The following is an 18,448-nucleotide window of genomic DNA, read 5'->3' on the forward strand; positions in this document are numbered from 1 at the left end:
TGCGATTTGAACAGCGTCAGCAGGCGCGGCACGGCACTATCACCAGACGCACGCGGCATGCCGGCCTCAGTTCCGGGTCTACCGCTCACTCGCACTCACCTGTCCGCACGGAGGTACCGCATGACTACCGCAGCTGACTACCTGGTCGCCACGCTTGAGCATGCTGGCGTCAAGCGTATTTTTGGCGTCGTTGGCGATTCATTGAACGGCATCTCCGACTCGCTGCGGCGGCGTGGCAAGATCGACTGGATTCACGTCCGGCACGAGGAAGGCGCGGCGTTTGCCGCCGGTGCCGAGGCGCATCTGACCGGGCAGCTCGCGGTATGCGCGGGCAGCTGCGGACCGGGCAATCTGCATCTGATCAACGGGCTGTTCGACTGCCAGCGCAGTGGTGTACCCGTGCTGGCGATCGCCGCACATATCCCGAGCAGCGAGATCGGCATCGACTACTTCCAGGCGACGCACCCGGAGAGCCTTTTCAAGGAGTGCAGCCACTACGTCGAACTGGTGTCGAACGCCGAGCAACTGCCGCAGATCCTGACCCGCGCGATGCGGGTCGCGGTGGCACGCCGCGGCGTGGCCGTCGTCGTGATTCCGGGCAACGTCGCGCTGTCGCCTTCGATCGCTGAAGTGCCGGCCTGGGTCGTGCCCACCTCGGCGCCGGTGCTGCGCCCGAACGACGACGACATCGCCTGCCTCGCGGGCATGTTGCACTCGGCATCGAAGATCACGCTGATGTGCGGCGCCGGCTGCGCGGGTGCGCACGACGAAGTCGTGGAACTGGCGAGGCGCCTCAAGGCGCCGATCGTGCATTCGCTGCGCGGCAAGGAGTACATCGAGCACGACAATCCGTACGACGTCGGCATGACCGGCATGGTCGGCTTCGCCTCGGGCTATGCTGCGATGAAGGCGTGCGACATGCTCCTGCTGCTGGGCACGGACTTTCCGTACCGGCAGTTCTATCCGGACAACGCCAGGATCGCCCAGATCGACGTGCGCCCCGAAGCGCTCGGCAACCGCTGCTCGCTCGATCTCGGACTGCTCGGCACGGTGAAGGACACGCTCGCCGCGTTGCTGCCGGTGCTCAACGAAAAGACCGATACCTCGCATCTCGAGAGCGCGCTCGAGCACTACGCCACCGCACGCAGGGATCTGGATTCGCTCGCCGAAAGCAATCCGTCGAGCACGACGATTCATCCTCAATACGTCACGCGTCTGGTCAGCCAGCTCGCGGCGGATGATGCGATTTTCACCTGCGACGTCGGCACACCGATCGCATGGACCGCGCGCTATCTGAAGCTGAACGGCAAGCGCAGGCTGATCGGCTCGTTCAACCATGGCTCGATGGCCAACGCGCTGCTGCATGCGATCGGCGCCCAGGCAGCATGTCCGGGCCGCCAGGTCGTGTCGATGTCCGGTGACGGCGGCTTCGCGATGATGATGGGCGAATTCCTCACGTTGGTTCAGGCCGGCTTGCCCGTGAAGGTCGTGGTCCTGAACAACGGCACGCTCGGCTTCGTCGAAATCGAAATGCGCGCGTCAGGCTTCATCGACACCGGCACCGAGCTGATCAACCCCAACTTCGCGAAGATGGCCGAAGCGATCGGCGTGAAGGGCATTCGCGTCGAGAAGCCGCAGGACCTCGAAGCGGGACTCGCTGCAGCGTTCGCGCACGATGGTCCGGCGCTGGTCGATGTGGTCAGCGCGCGCGAGGAACTCATCATGCCGCCCAAGACGACGATCGACGAAGCGTGGCATTTCGGGCTCTTCATGATGAAGTCAGTGCTGGACGGCCGCGGCAAGTCGCTGATCGATCTGGCGAAAGTGAATCTGACACGCTGATGCTGGCTACCCGTACCGGTTCACGCGTGCGCTGCGCTGCACCCGGGCCGCACATGCCGAAGCCGCCCTCCAGCACCGCTACAGCGGAAGACGCACGCCTGCAGAAGGGGCCGGCACGCCGCCGGTGCGAGGCAGCCTTGAGCCTCCTGATGTGCGTGCTGCTGACGGCGTGCTCGGGCTCGCCGTCGGTGGGGATTCTCGGCGCGTATTTTCCGGACTGGCTGTTCTGCGTAATCGGAGGCACGGTGCTGACGGCCGTCGTGCATGTGTTGTCGTACCGCAATGGCTACGGTAGCTGGCTTACGCCCCCGGCGATCGTCTATCCCGCGCTGACGGTGCTCTTTTCGATTGTGCTCTGGGCCATTGGCTTCAATCTGTGACACACGGTGCGAAATATGAGTTCTAATCCGACCGCGCCAAACGGCCCCGGTACAACGAAACCTCGACCCCGCACCTGGCCGGCGATCCTGCTGATCGTGCTGGTGGTGGCTGCCGCCATCGCGGCGATCTGGCGCGTCGACACGGTGCCGCGCACCGACGACGCCTATGCCTATGCGGACACCATCGGCGTGTCGCCGGAAGTGAGCGGCAAGATCGTCAACCTGGCCGTGCGCGACAACCAGCAGGTCAAGCAGGGCGATCTGCTGTTCCAGATCGACCCGCGTCCGTATCAATACACGTTGGCGCGGGCACAGGCCTCGCTTGCGCAACTCGATGCGCAGATTCCGTTGACCCAGCGCAGCGTGAACGCGCAGACCTTCGCTGCTGCCGCGGCGAAGTCGGCGGTCGTGCGTGCCCAGGCCGCGGCGAACCAGGCAAGCGACACGCTCGCCAGAATGGCGCCGCTGATCGGCAAGGGCTACATTTCCGCCGACGACCTCGATCGCGCACGCACCGCACAGCGTTCCGCGCTCGCGGAACTGGCGGCGGCCGAATCGCAGGAACGCGAAGCGCAGGCCGCCGTCAGCAGCGTCGACGCGCTGGTGGCGCAACGCTCGGTGTTGCAGGCCGAAATTGCGTCGGCGCAGCTCAATCTCGAGTACGCCACGGTACGGGCGCCATTCGACGGCCGCGTCGTGCAGTTGACCACATCGGTCGGGCAGTTCGTCTCCGCACAAAAGCCGGTCTTCACACTGATCGATACACGACACTGGTACGTGATTGCGAATTTCCGCGAGAACGAACTCGGCAATATCCATCCCGGCACACCCGCGACGGTCTACCTGATGAGCGACACCGGGATTCGCTTCAGCGGCGCGGTGGATTCGATCGGCTACGGCGTCGATCCGCAGGACGGCGGCGCCACGGCGAACGGCTTGCCGAATATCCAGCGCAGTATCAACTGGGTCCATGTCGCGCAGCGTTTTCCGGTGAAGATCGTGATCGATCATCCTGATCCGCGGCTGTTCCGTATCGGCACGTCGGCGGTAGCGGTGTTGCGTGTTCATGCGCAAGATGCAACGCACGATCCCGCGCACGACACGGCCGCCGCCAGCGGAGCACAGTCATGAGCACGGTGACCGGCTCGCGGCGCGAGCTCGCGTGGCCGCGCCCGCTGGCGCGTTTCGCGGCGTTTCTGCGACGTGAACTGGCGGCGTTTCCCGGTCGCGGCAATGTCATGATGCGTTGCGTGCTGGGTAGCGCGATTGTGATCGTCACGTCGATGACGCTGCAGGTACCCGAGCTGGCGCTGTCGCTGATCGTCGTGTTCTTCGTCACTCAGTCGAACGTGGTGTTGTCGCGCGTGATCGCGCTGAACATCGTGATTGGCTCGACCTGTGCGATCGCCAGCGCGATCGTGGTGTTCATGTTGACCTTCGATTACCCGCTGCTGCGCATCGCCGTCGCGAGCGCGGTATTTTTTTGCTGCACGTATCTGCTGCGGGCCGTCACGAAGTTCGGCCTGGTTTTCTTTGTCACCGCGTTGATCGTCATCTATGCGCAGAGCTTCGCCGATCGAACCGATAACGCTGAAGCATTGGTACGCGCCTGTCTGTGGGTATGGTCGGCAGTCAACTATCCGGTTGCCGTGGCCCTGATCCTCAATACGATCCTGCTGCCCGCCGAGCCTGAGCGGCAATTGCGGGCCGCCATGCACCGGCAACTTGGCGCAGTGCAGTCGCGTCTCGCCGCGCTGGTCGATCCCGCTGAGGTGCCAGTCGCGCTCAATACGAACGATCTGCAGCAGGGCGCGTTGTCGTTGCAGAAACTCATGCGCTTCTCCACGATGCGCAAACGCTACAGCGGACCTGCGGCCGCAGCGATGCTGGCCTGTGTGACCGCCGTGTCGCGGCTGTACGAAGCAGCGGCGGGATTGCCTGTCACGGCGCAACCGTCCACTGCGGCTGGGATTGCAGCTATCCGCCGCGTTCGGGGCGAAGTCGCGGCGCTCGATGCCGCGATTTCCGAAGGCTTGCCATTGCCGCGCGCAGCCGCTGCGGGCAGCGAGGAAGAGGGGCCGTCGATTCCCGCAGTCGCTGCGATGCAGCGAGCCATTGAAACCCTCGCCGATGCCGCCGCCAGCCAGGAATTGCACGCCAGCGCGCCGCCGCCCGCCGCCCCCGCGATGTTGCCGGCAGATGCCTTTACAAATCCGCTCTACGCCCGCTTCGCGCTTCGCACACTGATGTCGGTACTGATCTGCTATGTGTTCTACAACGCGGTGAACTGGCCCGGCATTCACACGATCATGCTGACCTGTCTCATCGTCGCGTTGCCTAGCCTCGGCGCATCGACCCGGCACGGCGTGCTGCGCATCAGCGGCGCGCTGATTGCAAGCGGTCTTGCACTGTTCGCGGTTGCGTTCGTCATCCCGCATCTGGAAAGCGTGACGGGCCTGCTGCTGATGAGTCTGCCGGTGATCGCGCTGGGCGCATGGGTGTCGGCCGGTTCCGAGAGGATCAGCTACGCCGGCCTGCAGATCATGTTCACCTTCTCGCTCGCCCTGCTGGAGCAGTTCGCGCCGCCGTCCGATCTCACCGAGATTCGCGACCGGCTGGTGGGGATTCTGCTCGGCGTGGGGGTTGCGACTTTCATGCAGATGTCGCTATGGCCGGAAGGCGAGGCCGACTCGCTGCGGCTGCAACTCGCCAAGGTTCTGCGCGCGATCGTAGGGGTTGCTCGCAATCATGCACAAGTGGTCGAAAGCGACGCTCCGGCGGCAGAATCGCAATCCGCGTCGACCGCCTGGGTCATGCTGGCCGATTGCGAAGCAATGCTCGCACGGGTTGCGCTCGAGCCCGACTGGCGCGAGGGCGAAACGGCCCGCGTCACGCTTCTCGCGCAAACGGTGCTCGCGCAGAGCCGCTCGATTCTGCTGGCGAGCGACGCGTTCCATATCGAGGCAAATTTCGACGCGCGACGCACCAATGTGTCGGGTGCGGGTTTGAGGCAAGCGTGCGGCGCATTGCAGCGAAACCTGGCAGAGTCGCTTGAGCGATATGCGCAGCAATTGTCGGGCGAGCCGCCACTCGCTGTGCCGCCGCTGCCACTCGATTTGACAAGGGTGGCCGCGGCGGCGGCAGGTGAAGAGGGAGGCGCGCCTGCCAACGCGCTGCTGGAGTGGGCCGCACGCATCGATACTGCGTTGTCGGGCCTGCCGCAATGGTCGACCGATGAACTGCCTTTAGCATTGCCGGCTGTTGCCGGACAGGGATAGCGCGATGCGCGACGATCAAAACCCGTTGATGCAGACCGCGCGTGGCACAGGTGCCCGCCATGGGTTGCCGCGCTTCGTGCAGCGTTGGCTGGTGCTGCTGCCAGTCTGTGCGGGGCTGGCAGCCTGCGCGATGATTCATCACGATAGCCCGCCGGCGACGCTCATCCCACAGGACCAGATCCGCCTCGCCGACGATATTCACCTCGCGAGCGAAGGCTGGCCCTCTGCTCGCTGGTGGGAGCACTATCACGACCCGCAACTCGAAGCGCTGATCGAGCGCGGCCTCAGTCATGCGCCGACGCTGGCCATCGCCCGTGAGCATGTGTCGCAGGCCCACGCCCAGGTAGAACTGGTTCGCGCCGGGAGCGATCTGCAGATCTCCGCGATCGCCGAGGCGGATCGCGAACACGTATCCGGCCATGGATTCCTCAGCGCCTATGCTTCGAAGGATCCTGCCATCGGCGCGTACGGCCCGTGGTACTGGACCGGGTTGGTCGGCGTAGATGCTCACTACGATATCGATGTGTGGGGCAAGCAACGCGACCTCGTGCGTGCGGCGCTCGGCGAGCAGAACGCACGGCGCGCCGAGGCAGCGCAGGCCGAGCTGGAGGTGTCGACCGGCGTCGCGCAACTTTACTACCAGATCCAGATCGTCTACGCAAGCCTTGACCTGCTGCAGCAATTGCGCAGCGTCGAGGCGCTCGAACTGGACACCCAGACCGCGCGTCACGAACGAGGGCTGGCGGCGGTTACGCAGTCGGCCGAGGCACGCTCGCAACTGCTCGCGATCGACCAGCAGATCGCTTCGGCACAGGAACAGATCGTTCAGACTCGCGAGGCCTTGCGCGCAGTACTCGGTGCGGGACCGGACGACCTCCCGCAAATCACACCGGTGGCATTGCCCGCGCCCTCGGCCGGCCTGCCGGCCACGCTGTCCTTCGAGCTGCTCGCCCGCCGGCCCGACCTGCAGGCAATGCGCTGGCTCGTCGACGCATCGTTCGACCGTATCGATTCATCCAGGGCGGCGTTTTACCCGAGCTTCGACATCACAGCGTTCTTCGGTTTCAACGCACTACGCATGCGAGATCTGTTTACGCATACGGCTGAGCAGATCAATATCATTCCCGGGTTGTATCTGCCGATCTTCGACGGCGGTCGTCTGAATGCGAGCTTGCATGGCGCACGCACGGCCAGCAACACGCTGATCGAGCAGTACAACGAAGCGGTGCTCGATGCAGTTCGCGATGTGGCGCAAACGGGCAGTCAGATCGACGATCTCGATCATCGCGCGCAACTGCAGCACGAGCGGATCGACGCGCTGCGCGTCACGAGTGACAGCACCGAGGCGCAGTACGAGCGCGGTCTTGCCGACCGCACCGCGTCGATCCAGGCGAAGGCTCCGGTGATACAAGGGCAGATCGCGCTGCTACAGCTCAACGGCGACGAGCTCGAAGCGGAAATCGTGCTGACGCGGGCGCTGGGCGGCGGCTATCGCAGCGACGACCTGCCGAGCCGGCCGCCGGTGCCACCGTTAGCGGCCAGCGGAGCGAACTAGATGCTGCCGCAGCCGCTCGCGCCCTTGTTGCTTCCGGTCGCCGCGGTCGCGCTCAATTTCATCGTATTGCTGTGCTGCGCACGCATGCGCTTTGCGATGCCGCGCACCACGTTGCGCTGCCTTGCATTTGCCGCGCTGACGATCGCGATGCTGCACGCGGGTGTGACGCCGACGCAGACGCCCGATCTCGGCGCCTCCGCCGAGTACCGCTTTGCGCGCGGGGCGGTGCAGATCGCCTGGTGGCTGCTGGCGGCATCCACGATCATGGCAGTGGTGCGGCTCTACTACACGATCAACGACCGCACGCGCCAGGAGCGCTTTACGCTCGATGTCGCCGAGGTCGTGGCGTATCTGACCGCGGCGGTCGCCATCGTTGCCGATGTGTTCGACATTCCGCTCAAGGGCGTGCTGGCCACATCGGGCGCCGTCGCGATCGTGCTGGGGCTGGCGTTGCAAAGCACATTGGCCGACCTGTTCTCCGGCTTCGTCATCAATGCGACGGCGCCGTATCGCGTCGGCGACCGGATCGTGCTCGACGACGGCTCGGAAGGCTCGGTGCGTGAAGTGACCTGGCGCGCGACACACGTGCTCAAGAGCAACCATGATCTGATCGTCGTGCCGAACTCGGCGATCGCGAAATCGAAGGTCGTCAACGCGAGTGTTCCGGCTGGGACGCACGCGACCGTGGTCCGGTTTCAGGCGGATCCCGTGCATCGTCCGTCGTCCGTGGTGTCGGCGCTGCGGCTGGCAATCGACTCGTGCATCGGCATCGACGCTGCGCTGCCGGCGAACATCGTCACGAAGACGGTCGGCTGGCAGGCGACCGACTACGAAGTGTCGTTCTTCGTCTCGAGCGATCGCAGCAGCGACGACACGCTCAACGTCTTTTTCGACGCCGCGCACCGGCATCTGGAAGCGCTGTCGCTGTTCCACACGCCAGCGGACGACGCGGACGCTTCGGGCGAGCGCTCGGTCGGGCGGCGCCTCGTCGAGAGCATCGGCATCTTCGGCCTGCTGTCGCGTGAAGAAAAGGAACAGCTCGCGAGCGTCCTGCAGGTTCGCGAACTTGCGCCTGGCGACGTGCTGCTCCAGGCCGGCGACGTGCCGTCAGCGATTACGCTCATCGGCTATGGTGTGATCAATGCATCCACCCGGCTCGACGGCGGGACCGTGGACGTCATGCGCTTTTCACCGTGCGAATACTTCGGCGAGAGCGGACCCATCGCGGGCGTGGCGGTTGGCGCGGAAATCTCGGCGAAGACCTACGCAATTGTTTATGAACTGCCGGGAGCGGCGATTGCCGCGTTGCTCAAACGGCATCCCGAACTGACGCATGTACTGGCCGCAAAACTCGCGGAGCGTGAACGCCGCGGACAGGCGTTAATGGAACCACCCAGGGACGTACCGCCAACGCCGCACGGCCTCGCCGCCTGGCTCGCACGCGGTATGCAGGCGCTCCATGGAATGCATCTCTAACCCGGCGCGCAGGTTTGCCCCCATTCGGGGGATTGACCCGTTCAGGTCGCGCCACTACTTTGATCAGGTATCCCACCTGAGAGCGAGACAAGCTTATGGTGCCGTGCGAATCCGCCTGCCGCTTTCGGGCAATCCCAGTAACGCAGGGCCTTTGAGCTCGCGAGGCCGCCCGTGACGGAGCGCCCCCATCTGATCGAACTGACCGCCGAGATCGTGGCGAGCTTCGTCTCGTGCAATCCGCTGCCCGCGGCCGATCTGCCCGCCTTCATTTCGAGTACCCATGCCGCGCTGGCCGCGTTGCGCGATCCTTGCGAGGACGCAGGTCCGCATGCCGAGGCAGCGGTCCCGATCGGCGAATCGATCCACGACGAGTATCTGATCTGCCTGGAGGACGGCCGCAAGCTGAAGTCGCTCAAACGCCATCTTCAACACCGCTACGGCATGACCCCAGACCAGTATCGGGCGAAATGGGGGCTGCCGGCCAACTATCCGATGGTGGCGCCAGCCTACTCGGCGCTGCGCTCGACCATCGCCAAGAATCATCCCGCCGGTGCCATCAAACCGCGGCGCGGCACGCGGACCTGAGAGAACACGGACACGCTCGTGCAGTGCGGTTTCACCCATTGGGGGGATACCGGAGGAGCGCCAGTCTCACGCATGATGCTCACCAATGAAAACGGAGTGACATCATGTCCAGACAGTCACAGGACGCGTCGAGCGTTCTCCGGGCGGCCTGTCCGGATGCGGCAGGCGGGTTCGGTGCAAACTTGTGGGCGAGCGAGAGTTCGGTCGTGCAGGTCGAGGAGCGTTGGCGCTGTCCGCCGTTTTCCGCAGTCGATGCCGCGGCGGCGGATCGCATCCTCGCCGGCAGCTGGAGCGAGGACGCCCCCGCGGGCGAGCCGCGCGAAGTGTCGAGCGTCGGCGATGAACGCTTCTATACGGTCGGCATTGCCCTGAGCGCCACCACGCTGAAATTCCAGCACGACGGCAAGATCATCTGCGACGGACCAGTGATGCCCGGTTCGATCCAGATCACGAAGCCCGGCGAAAGCGTCAAAGCCTTTTATGCCTCGCCGTGCCGCGTGATACATCTGTTTATTTCGCCGGACCTGTTGTCGCGGCGCTATGACGAAGCCGCAGGCCAGCTCGTGCGTCCCGATCTCGCGGACCAGGATCCGCGGATCTTTCGGGATGTCGCGGTTGAACGGCTGGCGCTCGCGCTGCAGGACGCCAATCCGCTCGCCGATACCTTCGGCCGCATGTATGCGGACAGCATTTGCGATGCAATCGTGGCCCGCCTGCTGGCGAGGCGCACCGACGTCATGGCGGCGTGGCCGGTCGCGCGGGGCGCGTCGCTGCCGAGATGGCGTCTGCGCCGCGCGATCGATTTCATCGAGGCCAATCTCGCCAACCCGATTGGCCTCGCCGAGGTGGCCGCCAGTACGGGACTCACGCGCATGCATTTCGCGGCCCAGTTTCGTTCGACGACCGGCTATTCGCCGCACACTTACCTGCTAAGACGTCGGCTCGAACATGCGCAGATGCTGCTGCGCTCGTCGGAATTCAGCGTGCTGAACGTCGCGCTCAGTTGCGGCTTCAGCTCGCATGCGCATTTCACCGCGGTCTTCAAGCGCATGATTGGCGAGCCGCCGAACGCCTGGCGGGCGCGCATGCGCGGTGCCAGGTTGCCGGACGATTCGCCCAGCCACGCCGCTCAACGGGGCGTTCCCTGATAGCGGCATTCCCGCATACGAATAGCGGCGTCACACGTTCATTTCCTGCCACGTTGTCCGTCTAACTTCCGTATAGGCCTCTTGACGACCCGGCCATTACCGAAAAATAACCGAATCATCACGCTTCGTAGCGGTGCCCGGTTTAGTCTTGGCCGCATCTTCCCTCGTTGTGCGGTTGCGACGATCTGGTGTCCCTACGGAGCCTGAAATGAACGATGTCGTTGTTGCATACGAAAGCTTTTCCACGACTGCACGAACACAGCGAAGTGGGGCGATTCCGTACGTATCGCCGGAATCGGGCGCGCAGCGTCCCAGCGCCGCCCCGGGATCTCTGCCGGTCGTTAGCGGCAGCGGGGCCGCTCTGCAGATTCCGCGCATGGGTGGCGCCCGGATCGGCGACGGCTTCGCGCACATCAGACTCGATATCGAACGGGCGTGGCAGGCCATCATGCGCTTCGATTCGCGCGAGGCGCTGGCCATCGCGGAGCTGATCGAGCAGCAGGCGAGCCGGCTGTCTGTGACGGTGACGAAAACGCTTCACGGCGAAATTGCGGCGCTGCGGGCGGTGGCCCTCGTGTTCCAGGACGATGAGGTGGCCGCGTTGCCGGCTGCGTTGTCCGCGCTTGCGCTTGGCGCAAGCGCGCCGACGGCGCAAGTCGCATTGACAGTGTGCCGCTGTGTGTACTGGCGGCGCGGCGATCTGGAGAGCTTCTACGCGGTGGAGCGCGTCGAACTGGACGCGCGGCCGGGCCCGATGCAGGCGCTCTCCGCGCTGTTCGATCTGGCCTTGGATGCCGCCGTCGCCTTCGATCAGATGCGCTTCAACGCGGCGCGCCTGCTGGCTGCCGATGCGCTCGAAACGGGGCGGCGCCTGCTCGGCAGACAGCTTCCGGCCGATGCGTTTCCCGCTTCCATCATCGCGCAAGTGCTCTACGAGCAGGGGCAGGTGGACGAAGCCGAGGCGCTGATCGCCGCACGGATAGCCAATATCCGCGAACGCAGTACGTTCGAAGGCGCACTGCGCGCGCATGTGCTGCTCGCGCGCATCGCCAGGAACCGGGGGCAAGCCGGCCGGGCGCTCGTGATTCTCAGCGAGGCCGAGGCGCTCGGTGCGCGGCGCGGCTGGCCCCGGTTGCGGGCAGCGAGCCTCGCGTACCAGGTCGAAATCGAAGCAGGGAACGGGCGCCTCGAGCAGGCCGAGCAATGTCTGGAGCGTCTCGCCGCGCTCACACGTGAAAAGCGGGCCGCGAGCACCAGCGGCAGCAGCGCGGCCCTCGAAATCGCGCGTTTTCATACCCTCGCACGGGCGCACGTCGCTTTGGCCCGCTCGCCAGGTACCGTCGATGTCGCGTCATTGCGGCAGGCTCATTTCGACACGGTACGGCGCGGCAGTCTCTATGCAGCGGTACCCGTTGCGCTCCTGCTTGTCGAGGCGTTGCTCGTGACGGGGCAACGCGGCGAAGCCGTCGAGGTGCTGGTCAATCTGCTCAAGCTCGCGCCGTCGGTCGGTCTGCATCAGACGCTCGTCGATTGCAGCGTGCGCGTCGCGGAGCTGATCGAGGCGATCGTGCAACGGCGGATCGCCTCCGTGCACGAGGCGGGTGAACTGCTGCCTTACGCGGGGCTGCTGCTGGTGCACCGGCAACGCGGCGCGCGCCAGGCGATTGAGCCATTCGCGGCGCGACGCCCGAACGCAGCCGCGGCACTCAGCGAGCGCGAGCGTCTGATCGTCGACCTGATGGGGCGAGGTCTGTCCAACAAGCAGATCGCGGTTCAGTTGTGCATCGCGCCTGAGACCGTAAAATCGCACGCGAAGCATCTCTATACGAAGCTGTCGGTCAGAAACCGGACCGAAGCGGTCACACTCGCCACCCGCCTTGGCCTGATCCAGATTCCGAGGAATTTTCCGGCTTGAACCCCGACTCGCGTATCCACACGTCGCTCCAGTTTCCCGGCTTTCAGCTCGACTTGTCCAGTCAATGTCTGTGGCGGCTGGATCCGGCGCAGGCCGCTACCCGTATCGACCTCCCGCCCAAGACCTTCGCTGTGTTGCGGCATCTGGTGGAACATGCGCAGCAGCTGATGTCGTTCTATGCGCTGCTCGAAGCCGTGTGGCCCGACGTGCATGTGCAGCCCGAAGTGCTCAAGGGACATGTCGCTGCAATCCGTCGCGCCCTGGGTGACGATGCCAGTCAGCCGCGCTATGTTGAAACGCATCGCGGGCACGGCTATCGCTTTATCGCGCCGGTCGGCAATCTCGCCGTCGGCGGCGAGTCAGGCTTCTTTGCACGCAGGGCGGAGCGCTTCGTGGGCCGCGCGCCGCAGCTCGATGCCTTGCTGGCGGCACACCGGCGTGCCGAGGCCGGCTCGCGGCAGATCGTGTTTGTCACGGGCGAGGCGGGTATCGGCAAGACGGCGCTCGTCGACGAGTTCCTCGCTGCGGCAAGCCAGGGCGACACACGGGTGATGGGAGGCGGGTGCGTCGAAGGCTATGGCGGCACCGAACCTTATTATCCGGTGCTCGAAGCGCTCGGCCGCCTCTGCCGCGGAGCAGGCGGCGAGCAGGTCAAGACGGCGCTCGTCTCGATCGCGCCCACCTGGGCCATCCTGATGCCGTCCTGCGTGCCGGCGGATATCCTCGATTCGTTGCTCGCCCGGACACTCGGCGCCGGGCGCGAGCGCATGATGCGCGAAATCTGCGACCTGCTGCAGACGCTGGCGAGAGAACGCCCGCTGTTGCTCGTGCTGGACGATCTGCACTGGGCGGACTTTTCGACCATCGACATGCTGTCCGCGCTTGCCCAGCTCGAGGGACCGCTGCGGCTCATGATCGTGGCCGTTTACCGTAGCGACGACGCATCTTCCGTCCGGCATCCGGTGATGAAGCTCAATCACACGCTACTGCTTCGCAGAGCGTGTGAGGTGATCGAGCTTGCCCCGCTCAAGCCCGACTCGGTCGGCGCCTGGCTCATGCATGGCGCGAGCCTGAACCCGCTCGACGAGGAGTTGGCGCATCTGGTCGCCGAACGCTCGGGGGGCAATCCACTGTTCATGCAGGCGATTCTCGAGCATCTGTACGAGCATGGCCTCGCGATCAGGACGGTTGACGGCTGGCATCAGACGGCGAGCGCCGCGCAGTTGCGCGAGGCGCTTCCGCGCACCATCGTGCAGGTCATCGAAATGCGTATCCGGCGGCTGGCTGCCAGGGCGCAACGCATGCTCGAGGCGGCGAGCGTGGCGGGACTGACGTTTGCGCCGGCAACAACGGCCGAAGCGGCTGCGATGAGCATCGAGGCGTTCGAGGATCTGTGCGACAGCCTTGCTCGCCAGGGCCAGTTCATTCGCCGCGCCGGCGTCCAGAGCTTGCCCGACGGCAACAGCGCGCAATCGTTCAGCTTTACGCATGCGCTGGTTCGCAGCGTCTTCTACGACCGTCAGGGACTAACGCGGCGCTCCAGGTCGCACCGGCTGATTGGCGAGCGTCTCGAGACGCTGTTTCCGGTGGGGCAACGCGGCAGTCTCTCGGCGGAGCTCTGCTGGCACTTTGCCGATGCGCAGCAATGGGACAAGGCGCTCGACTATGTACGCACCGCCTTGCAAACCGCCAAGGTTCGCTGTGCCTATCGGGAAGCGCTAGCCGCGCTCGATCAGGCCGATATGCTGCTCGCACGCCTGCCGGCCGACTTGCGCGCGTTGCGGCGCGTCGAATTCGTCGAAGCGCGCGCGGCGCTCTATGCGGCCGCCCATGACCGGCAGGCGATCGACGCATACCGCGCGCTGCACGAACAGTCGACTCGGCTCGGCAAGATCGAAGTGCAACTGCGCGCGCTGCTCGGTCTGTCGTACGTGCTGAGCTGGGACGATCAGGCTCGCTCGGTGGAATGCCTCGACGATGCGCTCAGGCTCAGTGCGTCCTATCCGGACCGGCGCGTTAGCGCGTCGACGCAGATCGCATGCAATGTGCGGCGTATCTGGACGCAAGGCTGGAACACGGACGATGCGCAGCAATTCGGCGACGCGCTCGCGACCGTGCGCGAGATAGGCGATCCGGTGTCCGTCGCGCAAGCGCAAATGGAGCACTGCATGCTGATGATGGTGTCGACGCAGTACCGCAAAGCGCTGCAGACCACGCAGGCGAGCTATCGGGTGTTGTACGACCATGCGGCGAGTCACCCGTGTTTCGATATCTCACGCCCAATGTGGATGGTGCGTCTGGGCGTGCCGTGGGCGTACCTGTCGCTTGGCGAACTGGGCCGCTCGCTCGACGAATTCGACCATGGCATCCGGCAGTATCACGACAACGGCAATTACTTCGCGGCGCGCACCCTGCAGGTCTATCGCGGCTGGCTGCTGATCCATACGATGGACTTCGAAACCGTCCTCGAACTCGACCGTCAGTTCAGGCAGGCGGCGGATCGGCCCGGGTCCGACGACGAAGCCCGCCAGCGTGCCGCATTACTGCCGCCCCAGCAGCGCGTCTGGACCATTCTCGCCGGGCTGGCTCACGCTGGGCTTGGCGAAAACGCCGCTGCCGCAGCGCGTTTTGCCGAAGCGGAACAGCAGATGGAGCGCGAACCGATCATGTTCGACTGGTACTGGCGACTCCTGCTCGAATGGGGATGCGCCGACCTCGCGATAGCGCAAGGCGACTACGACGCGGCGCAATATCGTGCCCGCCGCTTTCTCGAACGCGCGCTTGCCACCGAAGAACGGACCTGGCAGGCGCTCGCGTGGGAAACCATGGCGCGCGCATCGTTGGGGGAGGGCCATTTGCAGAACGCCAAGGTCCAGCTGGACGCCGCGTTTTCGGTGACCGAAGGTTTCGAGACGCCGCTCGCGGACTGGCGTTTGCAGCGCACCGCTGCGTCGCTGCACGAAGCGCGCGGCGACATGCAGCGTATGGCAGCGGCACAGCAGCGCTACGTCGAATTGCGTGTCCGTCTGGCCGGCTCGATCCCGCAAGACGCGGGTTTCGGCCAGCGGCTCGCGGAGCCGGTCGAGGGCTAATCCCCGGCGTCGAGCGTGGCCCGCAGACGATGCCCGGTGGGCAAACTTGCCGCGAGCGCCGCTTTTTTGGCAACTGCGAATTCGGCGTGACGCTCAGCCGTTTGCGCATCGCCGCTCACGCGATAGGCCTCGCTTGCCGTGCGATGGATGCGCCAGTCCGCGAGCGGAGTCTGGAAATGCTGCGTGGCAACGAGCGCTTTTTCCACATACCGCACAGCGTCCGCCACCGCACCAAAGCGCAGCGCGACGCGTGCCTGAATCTCCCACGACAAACCCTGCCAGGTGCGCTCTTCCGTGCCGCTCGCCGCCTTCACCAGACGCGCGGCGTGCGTCATCGCTTCGTCCAGATCGCCCTGCATCAGGGCAAGGCTCGCGAGACCCCATTCGAGCGCAAGTCGCCAGTACCAGTCGAAAATCACCGGCTCGTTATCCATGCGCTGCATCACGTCGGCCAGATGCACGCGCGCCGTGCAGGTGTCGCCGAGGCCAAGATAGGCCAGTCCCTTCAGGAGGATGGCGAGCCGTTGTTCCGCGGGAAGGGTCGAGCGGCGCACCGCGGTCCCGGCCAGCGTTTCCGCGAGAACCTGGCTGCAGGACTCGAGCATGGCGTCGAAGTCCAGCGCATGGAATTGCACCCAGCAGCGATACAGCGTCAGCGTATCGGCACCGTACTGATTGCCATTGGTGGCGTACATGGCAATCGCCCGGTCGAACTCCTGATGTGCACGCCCAAGCTCGCCCAGATACAGCAGCGTCCAGGGCACACCGAGATTGACCATCCAGGTGGCGCGAGCCATGTTGAACTCGGGCCGGTTCTCGTCGTTGTCGACGAGGAACTGGTAGTTCGCGAGAATGTTGTCCTGGGCCTGCTGATACCGCGCGGACACCATCATGACCATGCTGTATTCGCATTGCGACCAGGCGGTCGTGAACGGATCGTCGCCATTGCCCAGGGGTTCCAGCGCAGCTTCGCACTGACGGATGTCGTCGGCACGCCAGCCGCGCACCCACATTCTCCAGACGTAACAACTGATGCGGGTGCGCGCCTGCTGTTGCAGATTGGTCTGCCGTTCGCTCAGCACCAGCGCTTCGTCGATGATCCGGCTGCTGCGCAGCTGATCGCGCCAGCTATAGGCGTAGGCGAGGCTCAGTAAGGCGCGGCTCTGGATATCGATCAGACCGAGTTGCGCGGCACGCCTAGCCAGTTGTTCGCAGGTCTCGAGCGCGCGCCGGTCATGCGCTGCGGTAAAGACCGACGCACGTCCCTCGAGGAACTCGGCCTCGGCCGCTGCGCGTGCCTCGTTCGGCAAGTTGGCGGCCAGCATCATGGCGCGATCGAGGATAGCGAGTGCGTCGTTGTATGCGAGACGCTTCTTCGCGGTCTGGATCGCGATCCGCAGATACCCCAGCGCGCGCGACCATTGCTTGGCTGCCGCGAAGTGCTGGGCCAACTCCGCCGCGACGCTGCCGTGCTCTTCCGGCGCGCTGCGCGCTTCGAGCTCCTCGGCAATCCGCAGATGCGAATGAGCGGTACGCAACGCGCCCTGACGCTCGTAGAAGGTCTGCCGGTACATCGTGTGGCGGAATGCGTAGGTCCGTGCCGTGATCATGCGCTCGAGCGGCGCAGGCGCTTCGCGGCGGATGAAGCTCTCCTGGCGGCACAGCGCTTCGCACGTCTCCTCGATGCTTTCCTGGCTCAACTGGGCCGCCGGCGCGACAAGTGTGGCATCGAAGCTGAGTCCCGCCACACTGGCGGCTTCCAGCACGCGCTGTTGATTGCCCGTCAGCCGCTGGATGCGATGCTCGATAACCTGGCTCAGAGTCAGCGGCACTTCGAGCCGCACTTCCGACGGAGACAGATGCAGCTTCCACCCTTCGGGGGTGGACTGCGCGATGCCCTGTGCGACCAGATGATCGAGCGTCGCCACCATGAAGAGGGGATTCCCGCCGGAGTGCTCGCAGACGAGTTGTGCCAAGCCGTTTTCGCGAGCGTTCTGCGCCTTGCCTTCAAGGTATTCTGCAATGGCGTTTTCGGTCAGCGGCTCGAGCACGATGTCGTGGCAAAGCTTCTGCAAACCGAGGTCGTGGTTCAGGCGGCACAGTGGATGCTGAGCGAACTCCGCATCTTCGGGGCGATAGGTGACCACGACCATCAGGCGTGCGTGGGTGCGATGACGGGCGAGCGCAGAGAGCATGTCGACCGTCGAATAATCCGACCAATGAAGGTCTTCGAAGACGAGGGCGAGCGGCGTTTGCGCCGAGAGCGCGGCGAAGAACTCGCAGATCTCGCGCAGCATGCGGCCGCTGACCGCGCCGACCAGTTGCCGCTGCAACTGGGCGCGATGCCGCTCCGGCACCGAGCCGGGAAGCTGCGCGGCCCAGGTGGGCGCGATCGAGATGAGGCTGCGCATGATGGCGGCGCCCGCGTCGCCGCGCACCAGTTGAGCCAGCGCTTCGAGCACGGGGTAATACGGCTCGGTGCCGCCGTAGCCCTCGACGCAGCGCCCGAGCGAAGTCAGCACGTCGCCACGGCCGTCGAGCGATTCGAGGAACTGATTGACGAGCGTGGTCTTGCCGATGCCCGGTTCGCCGGCGACGAACACAATCCGCGATTCGCCTGCGCAAGCCTCGTCGAACAGCGTTTTGAGCTTGTTCAACTGCGGTGTGCGTCCGACGAAAGTACCGTCAGCCGGTCTCTCGACATCGTCCGTGGCGTTGACCGGCGTGCGGGCCAGCAGCGGGGCGATGAAACGGTAGCCGCGGCCGCGCAGCGTTTCGATAAAGCGGGGGTTGGCCGGATCGTCGCCGAGTGCGGCGCGTATGGACAGCATGTGCCCCTTCAGCACTTCCGGTTGCACTGTGACGTTTTGCCAAAGCGCGTCGAGAAACTCGTCGTGCGTCACGAGGCGGCCGGCGTTGTCGATCAGGTACTGCAGCATGTCATACGCACGAGGCCTGAGATTGAGCCGGGATTGGCCCCCATCCGGCGTCGCTTGCCAGACACACTGGTTGGCCCGGTCGAGCCGGAAAGGCGGGAATTCGCTCACTTTTGTCTCCGACCGCACGGCCCATTCATTCTTGCAATCCTATATGAAAGGCGATGGCCGCCTCGGTGCGCTGGGTCTGGCGCGGATTTCAGCACGGCAGGGCAATTGACCACTGAGGCGTGGCGAGCCT

11 protein-coding genes are annotated in these 18,448 nt (G+C 65.0%); 10 read left to right on the forward strand and 1 reads right to left on the reverse strand.

The genetic code is table 11. The features are described 5' to 3' along the window. Positions 1-120: 120 nt before the first annotated feature. The 10 genes from poxB (at position 121) to P3T20_RS31260 (ending at position 15,271) form a co-directional block, all read left to right on the forward strand. Positions 121-1,842, forward strand: a complete 1,722-nt coding sequence (poxB, locus tag P3T20_RS31215) for a ubiquinone-dependent pyruvate dehydrogenase (RefSeq protein ID WP_074268411.1) — start codon at positions 121-123, stop codon at positions 1,840-1,842. Further along, the gene (locus tag P3T20_RS31220; protein ID WP_083611703.1) at positions 1,842-2,222 is read left to right on the forward strand and encodes a YtcA family lipoprotein; all 381 of its coding nucleotides are present in this window, start codon (positions 1,842-1,844) and stop codon (positions 2,220-2,222) included. Before poxB ends, P3T20_RS31220 begins: the two co-directional genes overlap by 1 nt. A 15-nt stretch (positions 2,223-2,237) precedes the next feature. Further along, positions 2,238-3,353: a multidrug transporter subunit MdtN gene (gene mdtN, locus P3T20_RS31225; protein WP_074268413.1), complete on the forward strand. Its 1,116-nt coding sequence runs from the start codon at positions 2,238-2,240 to the stop codon at positions 3,351-3,353. Then, a complete protein-coding gene (locus P3T20_RS31230) occupies positions 3,350-5,500 on the forward strand; it encodes an FUSC family protein (protein WP_429288824.1) in 2,151 nt (716 codons plus the stop codon). Before mdtN ends, P3T20_RS31230 begins: the two co-directional genes overlap by 4 nt. 4 nt (positions 5,501-5,504) lie before the next feature. Then, complete coding sequence (locus P3T20_RS31235) at positions 5,505-7,055, forward strand: MdtP family multidrug efflux transporter outer membrane subunit (RefSeq protein ID WP_254369023.1); 1,551 nt, start codon at positions 5,505-5,507, stop codon at positions 7,053-7,055. Beyond that, complete coding sequence (locus P3T20_RS31240; protein WP_429288825.1) at positions 7,056-8,531, forward strand: mechanosensitive ion channel domain-containing protein; 1,476 nt, start codon at positions 7,056-7,058, stop codon at positions 8,529-8,531. A gap of 171 nt (positions 8,532-8,702) precedes the next feature. Next, on the forward strand, positions 8,703-9,116 hold the full coding sequence (locus P3T20_RS31245) for a MucR family transcriptional regulator (protein ID WP_074268415.1): 414 nt from the start codon (positions 8,703-8,705) through the stop codon (positions 9,114-9,116). A 104-nt stretch (positions 9,117-9,220) separates the two neighbouring features. After that, on the forward strand, positions 9,221-10,264 hold the full coding sequence (locus P3T20_RS31250; RefSeq protein ID WP_429288826.1) for a helix-turn-helix domain-containing protein: 1,044 nt from the start codon (positions 9,221-9,223) through the stop codon (positions 10,262-10,264). A gap of 208 nt (positions 10,265-10,472) precedes the next feature. Then, entirely contained in the window at positions 10,473-12,179 is a 1,707-nt protein-coding gene (locus P3T20_RS31255) for a helix-turn-helix transcriptional regulator (protein ID WP_074268416.1), read from the forward strand. Further along, positions 12,176-15,271, forward strand: coding sequence for an ATP-binding protein (locus tag P3T20_RS31260; protein WP_074268417.1), 3,096 nt, complete (start codon positions 12,176-12,178; stop codon positions 15,269-15,271). The genes P3T20_RS31255 and P3T20_RS31260 overlap by 4 nt, the downstream gene beginning before the upstream one ends. Here the strand turns inward: P3T20_RS31260 and P3T20_RS31265 are convergent. Next, positions 15,268-18,318 (reverse strand): AAA family ATPase, encoded by a 3,051-nt coding sequence (locus P3T20_RS31265; RefSeq protein ID WP_429288827.1) that lies wholly within the window; start codon positions 18,316-18,318, stop codon positions 15,268-15,270. The genes P3T20_RS31260 and P3T20_RS31265 overlap by 4 nt on opposite strands. Between the last annotated feature and the right edge of the window lie 130 nt (positions 18,319-18,448).

Source organism: Paraburkholderia sp. GAS206C, from assembly GCF_050435645.1.
Classification (GTDB): domain Bacteria; phylum Pseudomonadota; class Gammaproteobacteria; order Burkholderiales; family Burkholderiaceae; genus Paraburkholderia; species Paraburkholderia phenazinium_B.